We start from the raw sequence: 17,563 nt of genomic DNA, 5'->3' as shown, positions 1-17,563 counted from the left end.
CCCTCACCGCAGTTTCAAGGTGGAGAGCCCGAAGAGCACCAGCATCAGGGTGACGATCCAGAAGCGGATCACCACCTGGGTCTCTTTCCAGCCCCCCAGTTCGAAATGATGGTGCAGCGGCGCCATGCGCAGGATGCGCTTGCCGCCGGACCACTTGAAGTAGCCCACCTGCAGCATCACCGACAGCGCCTCGGCCACGAACAAGCCGCCCATGATGAAGAGCACCAGTTCCTGGCGCACGATCACCGCGATGGTGCCCATGGCCGCGCCCAGCGCGAGCGCTCCCACGTCGCCCATGAACACCTGCGCCGGATGCGCGTTGAACCACAAGAAACCCAGCCCCGCGCCGCACAGCGCCCCGCAGAAGACGGCGAGCTCCCCCGCTCCAGGAATGTAGGGCACCCCCAGGTAGCGGGCGAACACGGCATGCCCCGCCACGTAGGAAAAAATCGCCAGCGCCCCGGTCACCATCACCGCCGGCGTCACCGCCAGACCGTCGAGCCCGTCGGTGAGATTGACCGCATGACCGGTGCCGTTAATGACGAAGTAGGACAACAGCACGAAACCGCCCAGACCCAGCGGGATCGCCACTTCCTTGAAGAACGGCACGATGAGCTGGGTTTGCACCGGCTCGGTGGCGGTGAGCCCCAGATAGAGGCTTGCCGCGAGCGCGATCGCCGAGGTCCACAGATACTTCCAGCGGCTGGGCAAACCTTTCGGGTCGCGCCGCACCACCTTGCGCCAGTCGTCGACCCAGCCCACGATGCCAAATCCGAGCGTGACGAGCCAGACGGTCCACACGTAGCGGTTGGTCAGATCGCCCCACAGCAGCACCGTCACCGAGACGGCGAGCAGGATCAGCGCTCCACCCATGGTCGGCGTGCCGGACTTTGCCAGATGGGTCTGCGGCCCGTCGGTGCGCACCGTCTGCCCGATCTTCTTTGCCGCAAGCCAGCGGATCACGCGCGGGCCCAGCGCGAAGGAGACGAAGAGCGCCGTCATCGCCGCCAGTACCGTGCGCAGCGTGATGTAACCGAAGACGTTGAACGCCCGGATATCCTGCCCCAGCCAAAGCGCCAATTCCAAAAGCATCGAATCACCCTTGAAGCGCCGCGGACCGAGCCGCGAGCGCGGAAACCACCCGTTCCATGCGCATGAAACGGGACCCTTTGACCAATACCGCCGTCTGCGGCGAGAGCTCCGCGCGCAGCCGCTGTACGAGAGGCTCCAGCTCGACGAAAGATTCCGCCGCCCGACCAAACGCCGCGGCAGCCTCGCGCGCGAGCTCGCCCAAGGTAAACAGCCGCTCGATACCCGCCGCGCGCGCCTGGACACCCAACTGGGCATGCAGCCGCGGCGCCTCGGAGCCCACCTCGCCCATGTCGCCCAGCACGAGCAGCTTGCGCGCATGCGGCAGCGCCGCGAGCACTTCGATCGCCGCGCGCATGGAGTCCGGATTGGCGTTGTAGGTGTCGTCGATGAGCAAGGCCCCCTGCTCGCCCGGGACCGGCTGCAGCCGTCCGGGCACGGGGACGAAGGCGGCAAGCGCACCGGCCGCCGTCTTGAGCGGCACTTCCAGCGCCACGGCGCAGGCGATCGCCGCGAGCGCGTTGTGCACGTTGTGCCGCCCAGGCAGCGGCAGCGTGAATTCCCCCTCATCGCCCAGCGCACGTACCTGCACGCGCCAGCCCCAGGACAAGGGCTCGGCCGTGCCGCAAACCTCGCCGCCACGGCCGAAAGTAAGCACGCGGCGCCCCGCCGCCATCTCCCGCCACAGGGACGCATGAGGGTCGTCGGCAGGAATGACCGCCGTCCCGTCGGACGCGAGGAAACGGTAGATCTGCCCTTTCTCGCGCGCCACGGTGTCGAGCGTGCCAAACCCCTCGAGGTGGGCGCGCTGCGCCGTGGTCACCAGCGCGACGTCAGGGCGGGCGATGGCGGCGAGCATCGCCATCTCGCCGGGCCGGTTGATGCCCAGCTCGCACACCGCCGCGCGGTGACCCGCTTCGAGCTCCAGCAAGGTGAGCGGCAGGCCGATGTCGTTGTTGCGGTTGCCGCGCGTGGCGAGCACCGACTCCGCCCCGAAGTGCGCGCGCAGGATCGCTGCCGTCATCTCCTTGACGGTGGTCTTGCCGTTGCTGCCGGTGATGCCGGCCACCGGCCACGGGAAACGCGCCCGCCAAGCGGCGGCGAGCCGGGCGAGCGCGTGGCGGGTATCCTCGACCACGAGGAAAACCCCGGCCGGCTGCCGTGACGCCCACCAGCGCCGTTCGACCAGGGCGGCGGCCGCCCCGGCCGCGAGCGCAGCGGCGACGAAATCGTGCCCGTCGAAGCGCGCTCCGCGCAGGGCCACGAAGAGCTTGCCCACGAGCGGGGCGCGCGAGTCGATCTCCACGCCGGCGATTTCGCACTCGCCGCTGCCGACGCGTTCGACCTCCTCACCCTGCCCGGCGAGCAGGTCGGCGAGCTCCGCCAGTGGCGTGTTCACGGCAACTCCGGGAAGAGATTGCGTTCGCGCCAGCGCGCCAGCGCCGCCTCGGCTTCCTGCTGGTCACTGAAGGGATGGCGCACGCCAGCGATCTCCTGATAGGGTTCGTGCCCCTTGCCGGCGAGCAGGATCACGTCGTCGGCGCCGGCCGTCTCGATCGCCTGGGCGATGGCCTTGGCCCGATCGGGCTCGACGAGGAGGTCGCTGCGTTCGATGCCGGCGAGGATGTCGGCGATGATCGCCTCGGGCGGTTCGGAGCGGGGGTTGTCGGAAGTGACGATCAAGGCATCGGCGCGCGCCGCCACCGTGCCCATGAGCGGACGCTTGCCCCGGTCCCGATCCCCGCCGCACCCGAAGACGACCACGAGCCGCCCGCCGCGGGTCCGGGCCGTGGGCACGAGCGCCGAGATCACCTGCTCGAGCGCATCCGGCGTATGGGCATAGTCGATCACCACCAAGGGTTCCGCCACCCCGCCGAGCCACTGCATCCGCCCCGGCGGCGGCACCACCCGCCCCAGCGCCGCCGCCGCCCGCTCGAGCGCCACGCCACGCGCAAGGAGCGCCCCCAGCACCAAGAGCGCATTGCCGGCATTGAAGGTACCGAAGGCCGGCAGGTGCATGGGCAGCGTGCGATCCTCGAGGGCGAGCATCAGGCGCTGGCCGCTCGTGCCTTCGCGCGGCGGCTCCGCGAGCCACAGGGGCCGCACGCCCGGCAACGCCGGACGTGCCCTCAGACTCACCGCCCAAGTCTCCAGCCCGCGGGCAGCGCACTCGCGCGCGATGGCCTCGCCCACGGCGTCATCCACGTCGATCACCGCCGCACGCAGCTCCGGCCGCTCGAAGAGCCGCCGCTTGGCCGCCGCATAGGCTTCCATGCTGCCGTGATAGTCGAGGTGATCGCGCGTGAGGTTGGTGAAGAGCGCCACGTCGAAGCGCACACCGGCGACTCGGTCCTGTACCAAGCCGATGGAGGAAACCTCCATCACCGCTGCCTGGCAGCCGGCATCGAGAAAACGCCGCAGCCAGGCGTGGATCTGGGGCGCCTCGGGCGTGGTGAATCCCAGGTCCTCCAGACGGCCGATGCGCCCGCAGCCGAGCGTACCGATCACCCCGCACGCCACCCCGAGCGCTTCCAATGCCTGCGCCAGCCACTGGCTGGTGGTCGTCTTGCCGTTGGTGCCGGTGACGCCGGCCACCCACAAGGATTGCGACGGCGCCCCATAGACACGGTCGGCGAGAAGGCCAGCCATGGGCCGCAGCCCCTCCACGGCGATCAAGGGAACCCGGTTGGCCAATTCGGGCGGAGGGACCCAGCCATCCCCGGCCTCATAGACCACCGCCTCCGCACCGGCGGCAAGCGCCTGGACGAGGTAGTTCCTGCCGTCGGTCTTCTCTCCCGGCCAGGCCAGGAACAGCGTACCTGGCGCCACTTGCCGGGAATCGTGCGTCACCGCCCGCGGATAGACCCCTTGCCGGTGCAGCTCCCACCACAGATCCTCGATGTCGCGTATCGGATTCATGTCAGCCTCGCGGTCGTTCGGCTGCCGCCACTGCCGGTCCAGGCATGTCCGGCGCCACGCCGAGGCCGGGCAATACCTGCCCGACGATCTCGGCGAACACCGGCGCCGCCACGATGCCACCGTAGTAGGACTTCACTTTGGGTTCGTCGATCATCACCGCCACCACCAGCCTCGGCTGGGAAGCCGGAGCATAGCCGACGAAAGAAGCGACGTATTTGTCCACATAACGCCCGTCTTCGAGTTTGTGCGCCGTACCGGTCTTGCCGGCGGTACGATACCCTGCCACCGCCGCGCGCGTCGCGGTTCCCCCGGCCTGGGTGACGAGTTCCATCATCGCCTTCACCTCCTGCGCCGTCTTGGGCGAAAGAAGCCGGCGCTGCTCGGAGACCGGAGGGGGCGCATCGCGCCGCGTCAGCGACAGGGGCAGCATCACCCCGTCGTTGGCGATCGCCTGATAGGCATGCGCCAGCTGCAGCAGGGAAGTGGAGATGCCATGACCATAGGCCATGGTCGCCACCTCGATGGGCTTGAGAGAGCCGGAAGGCAGCATGCGCCCCGATGCCACCCCGGGCAGAGGCAGATCGGGGCGCACGCCGAAACCGAAAGCCCGGTAGTGTTGCCAGAGATCCCTCGAATCGAGGCCGAGCGCGATCTTGGCCACTCCCACGTTGGACGACTTCTGGATCACCTGGGATACCGTCAGGGCACGATCGCCGGTATGCGAATCCCGGATCGTGTGGTTGCCTACCTGGAAGACGCCCCCCTGGATGTCGATGAGCGTGTCCGGTCTGACCTTGCCGCGCTCCAGTGCCAAGGCAACCAGCACGGGCTTCATCACCGAGCCGGGCTCGTAGATGTCGGTGACCACGCGGTTGCGCACCTCGCTCAAGTCGAGCCCCGTGCGGCGGTTGGGATTGTAGCTGGGCCAATTGGCGAGCGCCAGGATTTCCCCCGTGCGCACGTCGATCACCACCGCCCCGCCGGCGCGCGCCTGATGCAGTTCCACCGCCCGCTCCAGCGCCCGGTAGGTGATGTGCTGGATGCGCGCATCGAGCGAAAGCACCACGTCGCGCCCGTCGCGCGGCCGCTGCACCCAGACCGAATCCTGCACCACGCGGCCGTGCCGGTCCTGGATCACCAGGCGTTTGCCAGCCTCCCCCTGGAGCATGGCCTGCAGACTCGCCTCCAGCCCCTCGATGCCGTTGCCATCGACGTCGACGAGCCCCACCAGCTGGGCGAATGCCTCGCCCTGAGGATAGAAACGCTGATATTCCTCGACCACGCCCACGCCCTCGAGGCCGAGCTGGGCCAGCGGTGCGGCCTGATCTGGAGGCAACTGCCGTCGCAGATAGACGAATCGGCGCCCGCCTTGACCGAGGCGCCGATCCAATTCATCGGTACTCATGCCCAAGGCGTGCGCCAGCCGGGCAAAATCCTCCGCCGGCCATTCGCGCACCTTGGCCGGGTCGGCCCAGATGCTGGCCACCGGCGAGGAATCGGCGAGGATCTGACCGTTGCGATCGAGCACACGCCCGCGCATGGCCGGCACCTCGATCTGGCGTTCATAGCGCGCCTCGCCCTGCTGCTGGAGAAAATCTCGCTGCACCCCCTGCAGATACGCCGCCCGCACCACCAGAGCCGCCAGCAGGGTCAGCAGCAAACCCGCCATCAGCCGCTGGCGCCATACCGGAACCGCCAGCACCAACATCGGATTGACCGCCGTCTTTTCCATCGTCAACGCTCCCACGGCACGATCTGCTCTGGCCGCGGCGACGCCAGGCCCAATTTTTCCTGCGCCAGGCGCTGTACCCGGTCCTGGGTCACCAAGGTCGCGCGCTCCAACTGGAGCTGTCGCCACTCCACGTCGAGCCGCTCGCCTCGCCGCGTCTGCATCTCCAGCGCCAGATAGCGCAGCCTCGCCTCGTGCTTGGCCTGCACCAGCATCACGCCGCTCGCCACCACCAGACCGACGAGCATCGCCTCGAAGCGCGTCATGAGCGCCGCTCCGCCACCCGCATCACCGCGCTGCGAGCACGGCGGTTTCGGGCGCATTCTTCTGCGGAAGGCCGCAGCTTGCGCACCACCCACCGTAGCGGCGGCACCGGGCGCTCGGCCTCGCGCACCGCCAGGCCCGGCGGCAGCGGCGGCGGGGAAGAGTGCTCACGCATGAAATGCTTCACGATCCGGTCTTCGAGCGAATGGAAACTGATCACCACCAGCCTCGCGCCGGGGCGCAGACGCGCCATCGCCTGCGGCAGGGTCAGCGAGAGTTCCTCGATCTCGCGATTGACGAAAATCCGAAGAGCCTGGAAGGTGCGCGTCGCAGGGTGCTGCCCCGGCTCGCGCGTGCGCACCGCCTGCGCCACGAGCTCGGCAAGTCGTCCCGTGCGCTCGATAGGCGCCCTTGCGCGCGCAGCAACAATCGCCTTTGCAATCGCATCAGCAAACCGTTCTTCGCCATAATTTTTTATCACCTCCCTGATCTCTTCACGGCTCGCGCGCGCGAGCCAGCTCGATACGGGTTCGCCGCTCGTCGGATCCATGCGCATGTCGAGCGGCGCATCGAAGCGGAAACTCATGCCGCGCTCGGGCGCATCGAGCTGCGGCGAGGAAACCCCCAGATCGAGCAGGATGCCGTCGACCTGCGCCACCCCCAGCGCGTCGAGCTCGGCCCCCAGGCGCGAGAACGGCGCATGCACCAGAGTAAGGCGCGGCTCGCTCCAGGCGCGGCCGTGCGCGATCGCCTCCGGGTCGCGATCGAAGGCGATCACCCGCCCTTGCGGCCCCAGGCGCTGCAACAACGCGCGGCTATGCCCGCCGCGCCCAAAGGTGCCATCGACATAGATGCCGTCGGGGCGCGGTGCGAGCGCCTCGATCGCCTCTTCGAGCAGCACGGAAACGTGCGCTTCGCTCACAGCACCACGCCCTCGAACGTCCCGGCCAGATCCTCGGCCGAGAGCGCCAGCATCGCCTGCTGCTGCGCCTGCCACCCCGCTTCGGACCACAACTCGAAATGCGTGCCTTGACCCACCAGCCACACGTTCTTCTCCAGCCCCGCCCACTGCCGCAGGGAAGCGGCCACCGACACCCGTCCGGAGGCATCGAGCTCCTCTTCCTGAGCAAACCCCACCAGCAGGCGCTTCAAGGCCGCGGTGCGCGGATCGAGCCCAGGCAGGGCCACGATGCGCTCGCGGATGGGCGCCCACACCGCTTCGGGATAGACCAGCAGACACTTGTGCGGATGCGCCGTCAGCACCACGGGGCGATCTTCGGGCGCCAGGGCCGGGCGAAAACGCGCCGGAACGACGATCCGTCCTTTCGCATCGAGACTGAGCGTGAGCGCCCCCTGGAACATCGCCGTCGCCTCTGGCCGCAACACCCACATTTTGCCACTTTTTCCCACGAAATCCCACGGCCGCAAAAAAACCTCGCTGCCGCATTCCGGTCAGGCCGGCAAGACGAATGAATGGAAGCGAACAGGAAGTGAAAACAACAGCCGGACGGGCAAGGGAATGCCCCTCCGTTTCAGCATGACAAAAGAGAATCGATCGGTCTTGCGCCACGGCAACGGGCGCGGCATGCTTTGTAAGCAAATGTAAAGAAGAGAAGCCCGCCGCTTAAGCCGGGTTCTGTCGCGCATCGTGCGATGCGGGGCAGTCATTCCTCTAGGCCCGCCGTTGCCGACGGGCTCGAGCGGCCAACCCGGGAGCGGCGCGAGCCACGCCATCGCTCCCCTATTCGGCCTTGCTCCGGATGGGGTTTACCGTGCCGCCTCCGTTACCGGAGACGCGGTGGGCTCTTACCCGCAGGGATCGCCCCCGCGCCGGGTCTCCCCGGCCACCGTTTCACCCTTGCCTGAGCCCTCGCGGGCCATCGGCGGTCTGTTCTCTGTGGCACTTTCCGTCGCCTCGCGGCGCCCGGCCGTTAGCCGGCATCCTGCTCTGTGGAGCCCGGACTTTCCTCTCCGCGCCTTGCGGCGCGCAGCGACTGCCGGGCGGACTTCCCGCTACATGATACCGCACGGCGCGGCGGAAGTTCCTTATGGGGCAGATTTGGGCGCCGGCTCGAAGACGAGGACGCCATCACGGTGCAGAAAAGTCCCCACCACAGGCCCCAGTGCCTGCGGGTCGGGCTTGTCCCAAGGTTGCAGGCGGCAATCCTCGGTCGAGGCGAGGTACCAGCGCCCGTCCTGCTCGAGCGCCCACAGCAGGTCTCCCGCCTCATAAACCTTCATCGGCGTCATCTCGGCGCGATCGGATTCGATCGGATACTTTCGCTGACACTTCGGCAGACGCGAGACGACCACCGCCTGCTTCACCTCGCTCCAGGGGAAGGACTGCTGGCGCTCGAGCACCAGAGCATGATTCATCCCCTCGATGCGGTAACTGATCGCCGCATCCTCGCAAGCGGCCAAGCCCAAGGCGCATAGCGCCGCGATCGCCCCTCTCCTCCAGCGCATCGCCCTCTCCTCACTCAACCACCCAGCCCATCGTCTCGCCGGCGCGCAGAGGCACCACCTCCTCGCCCTCGCCCAAGGGTACTGCTGCCGGCACCGTCCACGGCCGCCGCACCAGAGCGATGCGCTCCGTGCTCTCCGCCACGCCGTAGAAGCGGGCGCCGAAGCGCGAGGCGAACCCTTCCAGCCGATCGAGGGCGCCGGCCGCCTCGAACACCTCGGCGTAGAGCGGCAGCGCGAGCGGCGCGGTGTAACAGCCGGCACAGCCGCAGGCCGATTCCTTCGCCCCGCGCGGATGCGGCGCCGAGTCGGTGCCGAGGAAGAATTTGGGCGAACCGCTCGTGGCCGCTTCCACCAGCGCCCGGCGGTGGCGCTCGCGCTTGAGGATCGGCAGGCAGTAGAAATGCGGCCGGATGCCGCCGGCGAGCATGGCGTTGCGCTCGTAGCGCAGATGATGCGCGGTGAGGGTGGCGGCCACCGTCTCGGGCGCCTCGCGCACGAAGGCCACCCCTTCGGCGGTCGTCACGTGCTCCAGCACCACTTTCAAGCCGGGGAAACGCGCCACCAGCGGCGCGAGCACCCCTTCGACGAACACCGCCTCGCGATCGAAGATGTCCACTTCTGGATCGACCACTTCGCCATGTACGCACAGCACCAGGCCGCGCTGCTGCATCCGCTCGAGCACGGGATAGATTCGCTCGATGCGGCGCACGCCGGCATCGGAGTTCGTGGTCGCCCCGGCCGGATAGAGCTTGGCCGCGAGCACCGCCCCACTGTCCACCGCCCGGTCGATCTCCTGCGGCGCCGTCGCCTCGGTGAGATAGAGCGTCATCCACGGCACGAAGGATGCCGCCCGCCCTCCGGCCGCCCGCGCCGCCGCCAGGATCTCCTCGCGGTAGGCAAGCGCCGCGGCGGTCGTCGTCACCGGCGGCTTGAGATTTGGCATGACGAGCGCCTGAGCGAACACCGCCGCGCTCGCCGGCACCACCGCGCGCATCGCTTCGCCCTGCCGCACATGCAGGTGCCAGTCGGCGGGACGCAACAACTCGATCCGATCCATTCCTGCTCCTTCAATCCTCATCTTCCCGCCCTCTGGCGAGCCCTTGGGCGTAAAGCCGGTTCTTGGACGCGCCAGTCAATTCCGCCGCCAGCCGCACCGCCTCGCCGAACGGCACCCCGGCCTGCGTCAGGCGCGCGAGCACCCTCCGCCCCTCGTCCTCGCGCGCGGCCTGCGCCTCTCCCGGACCCAGAATGAGGACGAACTCGCCGCGCGTGCGCTCGGGGCGCTCCTCGAGCCAAGCAGGCATCTGCGCAAGTGGCAGGCGCACCGTTTCCTCGAAGCGCTTGGTGAGCTCGCGCGCAAGGAAGAGTTCGCGCGTCCCGCCCAGCACCTCCAGCATGTCGGCCACGCTCTCGCGCACCCGGTGCGGCGCCTCGTAGCACGCCACCGGCACTTCCTCGGCCGCGAGCGAAGCCAGGAGCTTGCGCCGCGCCGCCTGCTTCGGCGGCAGAAACCCGATGAAACGAAACCCCGGCTCGACGAAACCGGCCACCGACAGCGCCGCGATCACGGCGCTCGGCCCCGGCACCGGCACCGCCGCGAAGCCGGCCGCGCGCACGGCGGCGACGATGCGCGCGCCCGGATCGCAGATGCCGGGCGTGCCCGCATCGGAAATCAGCGCCACGTGTTCGCCACGAGAAAGCCGCGCCACGATCGCCTGCGCCGCGGCCTGCTCGTTGTGCTCGTGCGCCGACAGCATCGGCGTGCGGATGCCCCAGGCATCGAGCAGCCGCTGGCTGTGGCGCGTGTCCTCGGCCGCGATACAATCGACCCCAGCAAGTACCGCGCGCGCCCGCGGACTCAGATCGGCCAGATTCCCCAAAGGGGTAGCCACCACGTAGAGCGCCGGCGCGGCCTGACGCCACGCCCCCTGCGCGATCACTTCCGGATCCATCGCTCCCGCCCATGACACGAAAACCCGATTTTGCGCCCAATCCCGCCCCCGCCACAAGCGCCCGCGCCGTCGGCACCGCGTACGAGGCGCTCGCCGCCGCCTGGATCGAACGCCAAGGCGTGCGCCTGCTCGCGCGCAACGCCGCCAGCCGCCGCGGGGAGATCGACCTCATCGGCCTGCACCACGGCACGCTCGTCTTCTTCGAAGTCCGCCACCGCCGGCGCAGCGACTACGGCGGCGCCGCCGAGAGCGTCACTGCCGCAAAACAGCGGCGCATCCTCGCCGCCGCCCGCTACTGGCTCAACGGTCCCGCAGGGCGACACCATATGGACCGCCCCTGCCGCTTCGACGTGCTCGCCTTCGACGGCGAAGCGCAGATCCCCGAGTGGATCCAAGGCGCCTTCGACCTCGGCGCGGCATGGTGAGCGACACGCCATGTTAGACTAAATCGATGGATCTGATCGAACACCTCACCGAGCCCTTCCTCTTCCAGGCCGCCCTCTTGCAGGAGACGGCACCGGCGCTCGCCGCCCCCTGCGCCGCGGCCGCCGAGATTCTCGCGCAGAGCCTGCTGCAGAGCGGCCGCATCCTCGTCTGGGCCGAGGGGCCGGAACGGGCGCTCGCCGAGCTCTTCGTGCAGCGCCTGTGGCATGGGCTCGACCGCGAGCGCCCGCCGGTGGCGGCACTGCGGCTCGAAGGCGAAGGAGAGGACGTGCTTCGCCCCTTCACGGCGCTGGCGCAGCCGGGCGATACGCTCGTCTTGCTCTTCGCCCGTCCGAATCCGACCGCCACGGCGCTGCGCGAGGCCGCCCACGAAAACGGCATCGCCCTGGTCGCGCTCGGCACCGACCCCGCGGGCACATGGTTCGCCGAACTCGCCGGCAGCGACGTCCCGCTGGAGCTGCCGGAACTGCCGCCGTCGCGCCACGGCGAACTCATGCTCTTCACGCTCGATCTTCTCGTCGAAGCCCTCGACGCCGTTCTCCTCGGAGATTTCGCATGACCCGCACCCCTCTGCGTTCCACCCTCGTCCTGTTCGCGATCGCTGCCGCGACGGCGCTGCCGCTTGCCGGCTGTTTTCCCATCATGGCGGGCGGCGCGGCGGTAACCGCCTCGGTCGCCTCCGACCGGCGCACCAGCGGCGCCATGGTCGACGACGAGGCGATCGAATGGAAAGTCGGCGACAAGATCGCCCAGCGCCTGGGCGATCGCGTCCACATCAACGTCACTTCCTACAACCGCATCGTGCTGCTCACGGGCGAAGCCCCGCGTGAGGAAGACAAGGCGCTGGCCGAGCAGCTCGCCCGCGAGACCGACAACGTGCGCGACGTGGTCAACGAAATCCAGATCGCCAACCCCACCTCGCTCGGCTCGCGCGCGAGCGATTCGAGCATCACGGCGCAGGTCAAGGCCCGCTTCGTCAACCAGAGCAACGGCGCCTTCGCCGCCAACCATGTCAAGGTCGTCACCGAGAACGGCGTCGTCTACCTCATGGGGCTCGTCACCCGGCGCGAGGCCGACGCCGCCACCCAGATCGCCCGCACCACCAGCGGCGTGCGCAAGGTCGTGCGCGTCTTCGAATACATCCCCGAAGAAGAAGCCCGCCGGCTCGACCGCCAAGGCGCCGAACCCAAGGATACGCCGAAAGGCAACCCCTGATTCAGGCTTTCACGTCGAGGTGCGAGACGGTGCCGACGCTGCCCGACTCGCGCAGATAGATTCCCGTGCTGCGCAGCATCCCCAGAGCCTGGCTGCCGTCGGTCACCGTCAGCGGCGTCGCCGCCCGCGCCAGGCCGATCGCGCCGACGTCCGCCTCGGGCAGCGCGATCAAGGCATCGCGACGATACGGATGCCAGACGTAGAGCTGCGACCACGCCGGGTCGCTCTCGTCGATCCAGCCGTTGCCGTCGGTATCGAGCGCAGCGAGTTCGCCGAAGCCGTCGCCGGTGCTCGGACCGAAGAGCTCCCGTCCGTCATCGACGCGGCCATTGCCATCGCGATCGAACACGAGGAACCCCTTGCCGCTCGTCGGCAGCGGCAGATTCACCTCCGAGCCGTCGCCGTGCAGATCGAAGCGAAAGCCGAAGTCGCGCAATTCCGCCTCCGTGTCGGCGAAATCGAGCACCAGCGGATCTTGCGCCTCCGCACCGAACGCCGCCCGCACCTCGGTGGCGGTGGCGCGCGTGAGCGCCAAGCCCAGAGAAAACTCGATGCTGCGCCCGTCGGCCGTCTGCACGCGGCCACTCGCCGAGAAGGAGAGCTGCTCCACCGTCAGGGTACGCACCGTCAGCGTCCCGCCCAAGCCGGTGCCGCTGCTGGCTGAACTACTGGCGGAATCTTCGGGCACGCGAGCGGCCGCCGGCACTTCCGCCGATGGCGTCTCGATCTGACGGACTTCGACCAGATCGATCGAACGCCCCAGAGCCCACTCGAGCAGGCGTTTCAACACCTGTAAAGACGGGGACAAATCCCCCTCCTCCTGCACCGGCTCGGTCGGAATCGCGGCGGAAGTCTGCATCTGCCGCCCCGCCTCCTGCAGCCGCGCGGCGGCCTCATCCCTGCTTCCGCTCGCCCCCTCCTTCCGCCCCGTCAGGCGTAGCGACGCCTCTTGCCGTTGCCACGACGCAGACTGCGATTCCATCGCCACCCGTGAATCCACGATCTTCATGGCCCCTCTCCCCCGGAACGTCTTGGGTGTGTTTACGGCAAATGCCAAAAAAACTTGAGGCCATAAAGGGTTGTGTGCCAGTTCAAGCCCCCTGCCGCGGACCCGCTCAGTACACCACGATCTCCGCCTCCAGGCTGCGCCAGAGATACCACGTCGCCGCCGTGCGCCACGGGCGCCAGCGCTCGCCGGCTTCGAGCCACACCCGCCGCGGCGCCTTCTGCGGCAGCCCCGCATGGCGCACGAGCGCCCGGCGCAGACCCAGGTCGTCGATCGGCCACACGTCCGGCCGCCACAGATGGAAGATGAGGAACATCTCCGCCGTCCAGCGACCGATGCCACGCACGGCGAGCAGCGTGCGCAGGATCTCCTCGTCGCCCATCTCCCGCCAGCGCCGGGGATCGAGCCGCCCGGCGATGAAATGCTCCGCCAGATCGACGAGCCAGGACGCCTTGGCGCCGGACAGGCCCGCCTCGCGCAGGCGCGCCGCCCCCGCCTGGAGCACGGTCTGCGGTGAGATCGCCCCGAGTCCTCCTTCGAGCCGCTCCCACACCCGGCGCGCCGCCTGCACCGACAGCTGCTGCCCGACGATCGCCCGGGCGAGCGTGGCGAATGCATCGCCGGAGGGCGCCACGGCGGGCGGCCTTGACCGCGCGATCAGCGTCGCGAGCAAGGCGTCGCGCGCCCCCAGCGCCGCACAGGCTTCTTCCCACCACTCGGGAGCCATCCCCCCTTCGCTCATGATCCTCCCTCGCGTGCGGCGAGCGCCGTGAGCAGCCGCTCGTGGATGCCCTCGAAACTGCCGTTGCTCATCACGAGGATCGCATCGCCCGGGCGCGCCTGCGCGACGATTCCGGCCACGAACGCCTCGATCTCCTCGCCCACCGTCGCCCGCACCCCGAGCGGGGCCAGCGCCTCGCGCGCATCCCAGCTCAGACCCCTGGCGTAGCAATGCACCCGATCCGCTCCGGCGAGCGCCTCGGGCAAGGCGGCGCGCATCACGCCCAGTTTCATCGTGTTCGAACGCGGCTCGAAGACCGCGATCAAGCGCCCCGGCACGCGCGGACGCAGCGCGGCGATCGTCTCGCGGATCGCCGTCGGATGATGGGCGAAATCGTCATAGACCGCCACGCCGGCCACGACCCCGCGCCGCTCCAGCCGCCGACGCACGCCGCGGAATTCGGCCAGCGCCGCGAGCCCATCCTGCGGACGCACCCCGACGTGGCGCGCCGCGGAGAGCGCCGCGAGCGCATCGAGGGCGTTGTGCCGCCCCGGCACCGGCAGTGCGATCTCGCCCAGCGGGCGCCCCTCGCAGAAAAACTCGGCCGAAGCGCCGTCTTCCGCGACCGCCACCGTCCATTCCGCATCCGGACCCGGCACCAGCCCGAAGCGCTCCACCTGCGACCAGCAGCCGCGGGCGAGCACCCGTTCGAGTGCCGCTTCGCCGGCGAGCGCCACGATGCGCCCCGAGCGCGGCATCGTGCGCACCAGATGGTGGAACTGCGTCTCGATCGCAGCCAGATCGGGGTAGATGTCCGCGTGGTCGAACTCCAGGTTGTTGAGAATCGCCGTGCGCGGCCGATAGTGCACGAATTTCGCCCGCTTGTCGCAGAAGGCCGTGTCGTACTCGTCGGCCTCGATCACGAAGAACGGCCCCGCCCCCAGTTGCGACGAACGCGCGAAATTTCCCGGCACTCCACCGATGAGAAAACCCGGAGCGAGCCCGTTCGCCTCGAGAATCCAGGCGAGCATCGAACTCGTGGTCGTCTTGCCGTGCGTTCCTGCCACCGCCAGCGTCCACCGGCCGGGCAGGATGTGCTCGGCCAGCCACTGCGGCCCGGAGACGTAGGGCAGCCCCCGGTCGAGGATCTCCTCGAGCAATGGGTTGCCGCGCGAGATGGCATTGCCCACCACGAAGACATCGACCGGCAGATCCGCCTGCTCCGCCCCGTAGCCCTCGATCCAATCGATCCTCTCGGCCTCGAGCAGCTCGGACATGGGCGGATACACATTCGCGTCACAGCCGCTGACCTCGTGCCCGGCCTGCCGCGCCAAAAGCGCGAGGCTTCCCATGAAGGTGCCACCGATCCCCAGCACATGGATGCGCATCGCCTCTTACCCCTCGAGCGGAAAAACGCCGATGGTAAAATGCCCCACGATCCTGCACAACCCGTGGAACGCCCATGCCCAGCAGCCGCACCTTCGAGTCGCTCGACGCCCGCGAAGAGATCGCCGAGCTTGCCGCGCGGCTCATCTACGACGAAGGCATACGAGACTATGCGCTCGCCAAGCGCAAGGCCGTCAAGCAGCTCGGGTTGTCGCCGCGCACCATGCTGCCCACCAACGAAGCGATCGAAGAAGCGCTCGCGCGCCGCGCCGCCGAATACCAGGACGAGGACGACGCCGAGCGGCTCGGGCGCATGCGCCGCGCTGCGGCCGAAGTGATGCGCTGGCTCGAGCCCTGGAGCACCTACCTCGTGGGCCACGTGCTCGAGGGCACCGCCGGGCCGCTGTCGGTCGTCGACATCGACCTCTACGCCGAGAGCGCCAAGGAAGTCGAGATCTTCCTGCTCAACCACCCCTGGCTGCGTTTCGACGTCCACACGCCGCGCGCCGGTGGCGCCAAAGAACCCGAAACGGTCTTCGAGTTCGACTGGCACGGCGTGCCGGTGAGCCTGCGCATCTGGCCCCTGTCGAGCGAGCGCAACCTCAAGCGCAGCGAACACCGGGCGCGGCTGCCGGCCGTCCTTGCCCTGCTCGAACCGCCCGCCTCTCTTTCTCCGGCCGAGCCCGCGCGATGACCTCCGCCGACCAGGAAGAGGCATCCTCCCCATTCCTACGACGCCGGCGGCTGCTCGCCGCCCTCGCTGCCTTGGGTCTGGGCGGCGCGCTCTTGTGGCTCGCCCGCCCCCAGGGCGACCCGGCGGCGCATGCGGCGCTCTCCCGCCTCATCTATGCCAAGCTGCAAGAGCCCGACGGAACCCCCAGGCGCATCGCCACCGACTGGCGCGAGCGCGTGCGCATCGTCAATTTCTGGGCCACGTGGTGTCCTCCCTGCCGCGCCGAGCTGCCGCTGCTCGCCGCCGCGAGCCAGGCGTGGCCGGAAGAAAAAGTACAATTCCTCGGCCTCGCGCTCGACGACAAAGAGGCCGTGCGCCGCTATCTCGAACGCACCCCCTTGCCCTATCCCGTCCTCCTCGCCCCGCCCGCGCTCCTCGATCTCACCGTCCCCCTGGGCAACCGCCGCCGGGTCCTTCCCTTCACCCTGGTGATCGACCCCCACGAGGAACAGGTCGCCGCCCAGGTCGGACCCGTGACCCGCGCCAAGCTCGACGGCTGGATCCACGCTGCCCTCACGGACGACGCCGCGTCCCGCTGATTTCCAGCAATTTCCCGTTGCACCTTCTCATCCAACGCCTTGCCCGGGCGCGTGCTATGATGAACAAAGACACCTTTTCCTTGGAGACTGCCATGTCCCTCTCGTTGCGGCATCTTTGTCTGTTGTTCTTCCTGTGCTTTGGCGTGAGCCTCGCCCAGGCCCAAGGGACGGTCTCGTGCCCAGAGTGCGGTGTCGTCGATTCGATCCACGTCGTCAAACGCGACTCACCGGGCGTGCTCGGCGCGATCGGCGGCGGTGTCGCCGGTGGCCTCGTGGGTAGCCAGATCGGCTCCGGCTCGGGCAAGACGGCGGCCACCGTCATTGGCGTGGTCGGCGGTGCGCTCGCCGGCCGCGAAATCGAGCGCCGCCTGCGTTCCGACGAGGAATACGAGATCGTCGTGCGCATGGACGATGGAACCTACCGTTCGGTACGTACCGACAAGACCCCCACCGTTCGCGCCGGCCAAAAAGTTCGCGTCCTCGGCGATACCGTCGTGCCGCGCTGAGCCGCATCCTGCGCGTGCGCGCCGGTAGATTTTGTCGGCGATTTGCGGCAAACTTCGGGTTTCGATCACGAAACCCGGAGCGGGCACGATGCAAGATCCTTCCGGCCCCGGCACCGACGAACGCTCGGTGCCGCGCATTCTCGTCCTTCACGGCCCCAATCTCAATCTGCTCGGCGTGCGCGAGCCTCAAATCTACGGCCGCACCACGCTCTCCGACATCCACGCCCGGCTCGAAGCGCGGGCGCAGGCCGCCGGTGCCCGCCTCGAATCCTTTCAGAGCAACCACGAAGGCGAGCTCGTCGACCGCATCCAGGCGGCGATGGAAGAAGGCGTAGACTTCATCCTCATCAACCCTGGCGCCTACACCCATACCAGCGTGGCGCTGCGCGACGCCCTCGCGGCGGTGAGCATCCCTTTCATCGAAGTGCACCTCTCCAACATCCATGCCCGAGAGCCCTTCAGGCATCACTCCTACCTCTCCGACCAGGCCGTCGGCGTCCTCTGCGGCCTGGGTGCCTACGGCTACGAGGCGGCGCTCGAATACGCCTTGCGTGCACTGAACGCCGCCGACTGACCTCTCAACCTCTTCGACGC

General features: G+C 68.8%; 21 protein-coding genes and 1 other RNA gene. 8 read left to right on the top strand and 14 right to left on the bottom strand.

Annotated features, from left to right (window positions below):
• Positions 1-3: 3 nt before the first annotated feature.
• From mraY to mraZ, 7 genes are read right to left on the bottom strand one after another with little or no spacing between them, the layout of a single operon-like run.
• A complete protein-coding gene (mraY, locus tag ASC37_RS01275; RefSeq protein ID WP_055422629.1) occupies positions 4-1,092 on the bottom strand; it encodes a phospho-N-acetylmuramoyl-pentapeptide-transferase in 1,089 nt (362 codons plus the stop codon).
• A gap of 4 nt (positions 1,093-1,096) precedes the next feature.
• Complete coding sequence (locus ASC37_RS01270) at positions 1,097-2,458, bottom strand: UDP-N-acetylmuramoyl-tripeptide--D-alanyl-D-alanine ligase (RefSeq protein ID WP_408646097.1); 1,362 nt, start codon at positions 2,456-2,458, stop codon at positions 1,097-1,099.
• Positions 2,459-2,484: 26 nt separating this feature from the next.
• Complete coding sequence (locus ASC37_RS01265; protein WP_055422627.1) at positions 2,485-4,008, bottom strand: UDP-N-acetylmuramoyl-L-alanyl-D-glutamate--2,6-diaminopimelate ligase; 1,524 nt, start codon at positions 4,006-4,008, stop codon at positions 2,485-2,487.
• Position 4,009: 1 nt separating this feature from the next.
• Complete coding sequence (locus ASC37_RS01260) at positions 4,010-5,740, bottom strand: peptidoglycan D,D-transpeptidase FtsI family protein (protein ID WP_055422626.1); 1,731 nt, start codon at positions 5,738-5,740, stop codon at positions 4,010-4,012.
• 2 nt (positions 5,741-5,742) lie between these two features.
• Complete coding sequence (ftsL, locus tag ASC37_RS01255; protein ID WP_055422625.1) at positions 5,743-6,003, bottom strand: cell division protein FtsL; 261 nt, start codon at positions 6,001-6,003, stop codon at positions 5,743-5,745.
• A complete protein-coding gene (rsmH, locus tag ASC37_RS01250) occupies positions 6,000-6,923 on the bottom strand; it encodes a 16S rRNA (cytosine(1402)-N(4))-methyltransferase RsmH (protein ID WP_055422624.1) in 924 nt (307 codons plus the stop codon). Before rsmH ends, ftsL begins: the two co-directional genes overlap by 4 nt.
• Positions 6,920-7,363 carry a division/cell wall cluster transcriptional repressor MraZ gene (mraZ, locus tag ASC37_RS01245; RefSeq protein ID WP_055422623.1) on the bottom strand — a complete coding sequence of 148 codons (444 nt, stop codon included), beginning with the start codon at positions 7,361-7,363 and terminating at the stop codon, positions 6,920-6,922. The genes rsmH and mraZ overlap by 4 nt, the downstream gene beginning before the upstream one ends.
• Here mraZ and ASC37_RS11475 point away from each other — a divergent pair.
• Complete coding sequence (locus tag ASC37_RS11475) at positions 7,344-7,607, top strand: hypothetical protein (RefSeq protein ID WP_141654641.1); 264 nt, start codon at positions 7,344-7,346, stop codon at positions 7,605-7,607. The two genes, mraZ and ASC37_RS11475, sit on opposite strands and share 20 nt — an antisense overlap.
• A gap of 2 nt (positions 7,608-7,609) precedes the next feature.
• Here ASC37_RS11475 and rnpB read toward each other — a convergent pair.
• The 4 genes from rnpB to rsmI all read right to left on the bottom strand — a co-directional run bounded on the left by rnpB (position 7,610) and on the right by rsmI (position 10,419).
• Positions 7,610-8,011: RNase P RNA component class A (gene rnpB, locus ASC37_RS01765), an RNA gene on the bottom strand.
• Between the two features lie 36 nt (positions 8,012-8,047).
• On the bottom strand, positions 8,048-8,467 hold the full coding sequence (locus tag ASC37_RS01240; RefSeq protein ID WP_055422622.1) for a hypothetical protein: 420 nt from the start codon (positions 8,465-8,467) through the stop codon (positions 8,048-8,050).
• Positions 8,468-8,477: 10 nt separating this feature from the next.
• Positions 8,478-9,524 (bottom strand): dihydroorotase, encoded by a 1,047-nt coding sequence (pyrC, locus tag ASC37_RS01235; protein ID WP_055422621.1) that lies wholly within the window; start codon positions 9,522-9,524, stop codon positions 8,478-8,480.
• A gap of 10 nt (positions 9,525-9,534) precedes the next feature.
• A complete protein-coding gene (gene rsmI / locus ASC37_RS01230; protein ID WP_055422620.1) occupies positions 9,535-10,419 on the bottom strand; it encodes a 16S rRNA (cytidine(1402)-2'-O)-methyltransferase in 885 nt (294 codons plus the stop codon).
• A gap of 11 nt (positions 10,420-10,430) precedes the next feature.
• On the opposite strand from rsmI, the gene ASC37_RS01225 reads away from it, so the two are divergent.
• From ASC37_RS01225 to ASC37_RS01215, 3 genes are read left to right on the top strand one after another with little or no spacing between them, the layout of a single operon-like run.
• On the top strand, positions 10,431-10,844 hold the full coding sequence (locus ASC37_RS01225; RefSeq protein ID WP_055422619.1) for a YraN family protein: 414 nt from the start codon (positions 10,431-10,433) through the stop codon (positions 10,842-10,844).
• 26 nt (positions 10,845-10,870) lie between these two features.
• Complete coding sequence (locus ASC37_RS01220) at positions 10,871-11,422, top strand: phosphoheptose isomerase family protein (RefSeq protein ID WP_055422618.1); 552 nt, start codon at positions 10,871-10,873, stop codon at positions 11,420-11,422.
• Entirely contained in the window at positions 11,419-12,078 is a 660-nt protein-coding gene (locus tag ASC37_RS01215; RefSeq protein WP_055422617.1) for a BON domain-containing protein, read from the top strand. Before ASC37_RS01220 ends, ASC37_RS01215 begins: the two co-directional genes overlap by 4 nt.
• Position 12,079: 1 nt before the next feature.
• Here the strand turns inward: ASC37_RS01215 and ASC37_RS01210 are convergent, their stop codons facing one another.
• The 3 genes from ASC37_RS01210 to mpl form a co-directional block, all read right to left on the bottom strand.
• Positions 12,080-13,087: a hypothetical protein gene (locus ASC37_RS01210; RefSeq protein ID WP_055422616.1), complete on the bottom strand. Its 1,008-nt coding sequence runs from the start codon at positions 13,085-13,087 to the stop codon at positions 12,080-12,082.
• Between the two features lie 106 nt (positions 13,088-13,193).
• Complete coding sequence (locus ASC37_RS01205; protein ID WP_198288958.1) at positions 13,194-13,826, bottom strand: DNA-3-methyladenine glycosylase family protein; 633 nt, start codon at positions 13,824-13,826, stop codon at positions 13,194-13,196.
• Positions 13,823-15,193: a UDP-N-acetylmuramate:L-alanyl-gamma-D-glutamyl-meso-diaminopimelate ligase gene (gene mpl, locus ASC37_RS01200; RefSeq protein ID WP_055422615.1), complete on the bottom strand. Its 1,371-nt coding sequence runs from the start codon at positions 15,191-15,193 to the stop codon at positions 13,823-13,825. Before mpl ends, ASC37_RS01205 begins: the two co-directional genes overlap by 4 nt.
• A 74-nt stretch (positions 15,194-15,267) precedes the next feature.
• Here mpl and ASC37_RS01195 point away from each other — a divergent pair, with 74 nt between their 5' ends.
• From ASC37_RS01195 to aroQ, 4 genes are all read left to right on the top strand, one after another.
• Positions 15,268-15,885 carry a hypothetical protein gene (locus ASC37_RS01195; RefSeq protein ID WP_055422614.1) on the top strand — a complete coding sequence of 206 codons (618 nt, stop codon included), beginning with the start codon at positions 15,268-15,270 and terminating at the stop codon, positions 15,883-15,885.
• Entirely contained in the window at positions 15,882-16,463 is a 582-nt protein-coding gene (locus ASC37_RS01190; protein ID WP_055422613.1) for a TlpA family protein disulfide reductase, read from the top strand. The genes ASC37_RS01195 and ASC37_RS01190 overlap by 4 nt, the downstream gene beginning before the upstream one ends.
• A gap of 92 nt (positions 16,464-16,555) precedes the next feature.
• Entirely contained in the window at positions 16,556-16,969 is a 414-nt protein-coding gene (locus ASC37_RS01185) for an outer membrane lipoprotein (RefSeq protein ID WP_055422612.1), read from the top strand.
• Between the two features lie 88 nt (positions 16,970-17,057).
• Positions 17,058-17,543 carry a type II 3-dehydroquinate dehydratase gene (gene aroQ / locus ASC37_RS01180; RefSeq protein ID WP_055422611.1) on the top strand — a complete coding sequence of 162 codons (486 nt, stop codon included), beginning with the start codon at positions 17,058-17,060 and terminating at the stop codon, positions 17,541-17,543.
• Positions 17,544-17,563: the final 20 nt, after the last annotated feature.

Source organism: Tepidiphilus thermophilus (assembly GCF_001418245.1).
Classification (GTDB): Bacteria; Pseudomonadota; Gammaproteobacteria; order Burkholderiales; family Rhodocyclaceae; genus Tepidiphilus; species Tepidiphilus succinatimandens.
This window is presented reverse-complemented; position numbering and strand designations above follow the sequence as displayed.

Excerpts from the sequence above, each read along its gene's own strand:
- rsmI (WP_055422620.1), bottom strand. The coding sequence starts at position 10,419 with ATGGATCCGGAAGTGATCGCGCAGGGGGCGTGGCGTCAGGCCGCGCCG.
- ASC37_RS01195 (WP_055422614.1), top strand. The coding sequence starts at position 15,268 with ATGCCCAGCAGCCGCACCTTCGAGTCGCTCGACGCCCGCGAAGAGATC.
- ASC37_RS01220 (WP_055422618.1), top strand. The coding sequence starts at position 10,871 with ATGGATCTGATCGAACACCTCACCGAGCCCTTCCTCTTCCAGGCCGCC.
- ASC37_RS01225 (WP_055422619.1), top strand. The coding sequence starts at position 10,431 with ATGACACGAAAACCCGATTTTGCGCCCAATCCCGCCCCCGCCACAAGC.
- aroQ (WP_055422611.1), top strand. The coding sequence starts at position 17,058 with ATGCAAGATCCTTCCGGCCCCGGCACCGACGAACGCTCGGTGCCGCGC.
- ASC37_RS01260 (WP_055422626.1), bottom strand. The coding sequence starts at position 5,740 with ATGGAAAAGACGGCGGTCAATCCGATGTTGGTGCTGGCGGTTCCGGTA.
- ASC37_RS01265 (WP_055422627.1), bottom strand. The coding sequence starts at position 4,008 with ATGAATCCGATACGCGACATCGAGGATCTGTGGTGGGAGCTGCACCGG.
- mraZ (WP_055422623.1), bottom strand. The coding sequence starts at position 7,363 with ATGTTCCAGGGGGCGCTCACGCTCAGTCTCGATGCGAAAGGACGGATC.
- ASC37_RS01210 (WP_055422616.1), bottom strand. The coding sequence starts at position 13,087 with ATGAAGATCGTGGATTCACGGGTGGCGATGGAATCGCAGTCTGCGTCG.
- ASC37_RS01185 (WP_055422612.1), top strand. The coding sequence starts at position 16,556 with ATGTCCCTCTCGTTGCGGCATCTTTGTCTGTTGTTCTTCCTGTGCTTT.
- ftsL (WP_055422625.1), bottom strand. The coding sequence starts at position 6,003 with ATGACGCGCTTCGAGGCGATGCTCGTCGGTCTGGTGGTGGCGAGCGGC.
- ASC37_RS01205 (WP_198288958.1), bottom strand. The coding sequence starts at position 13,826 with ATGAGCGAAGGGGGGATGGCTCCCGAGTGGTGGGAAGAAGCCTGTGCG.
- ASC37_RS01240 (WP_055422622.1), bottom strand. The coding sequence starts at position 8,467 with ATGCGCTGGAGGAGAGGGGCGATCGCGGCGCTATGCGCCTTGGGCTTG.
- mraY (WP_055422629.1), bottom strand. The coding sequence starts at position 1,092 with ATGCTTTTGGAATTGGCGCTTTGGCTGGGGCAGGATATCCGGGCGTTC.
- mpl (WP_055422615.1), bottom strand. The coding sequence starts at position 15,193 with ATGCGCATCCATGTGCTGGGGATCGGTGGCACCTTCATGGGAAGCCTC.
- ASC37_RS01190 (WP_055422613.1), top strand. The coding sequence starts at position 15,882 with ATGACCTCCGCCGACCAGGAAGAGGCATCCTCCCCATTCCTACGACGC.
- ASC37_RS01215 (WP_055422617.1), top strand. The coding sequence starts at position 11,419 with ATGACCCGCACCCCTCTGCGTTCCACCCTCGTCCTGTTCGCGATCGCT.
- pyrC (WP_055422621.1), bottom strand. The coding sequence starts at position 9,524 with ATGGATCGGATCGAGTTGTTGCGTCCCGCCGACTGGCACCTGCATGTG.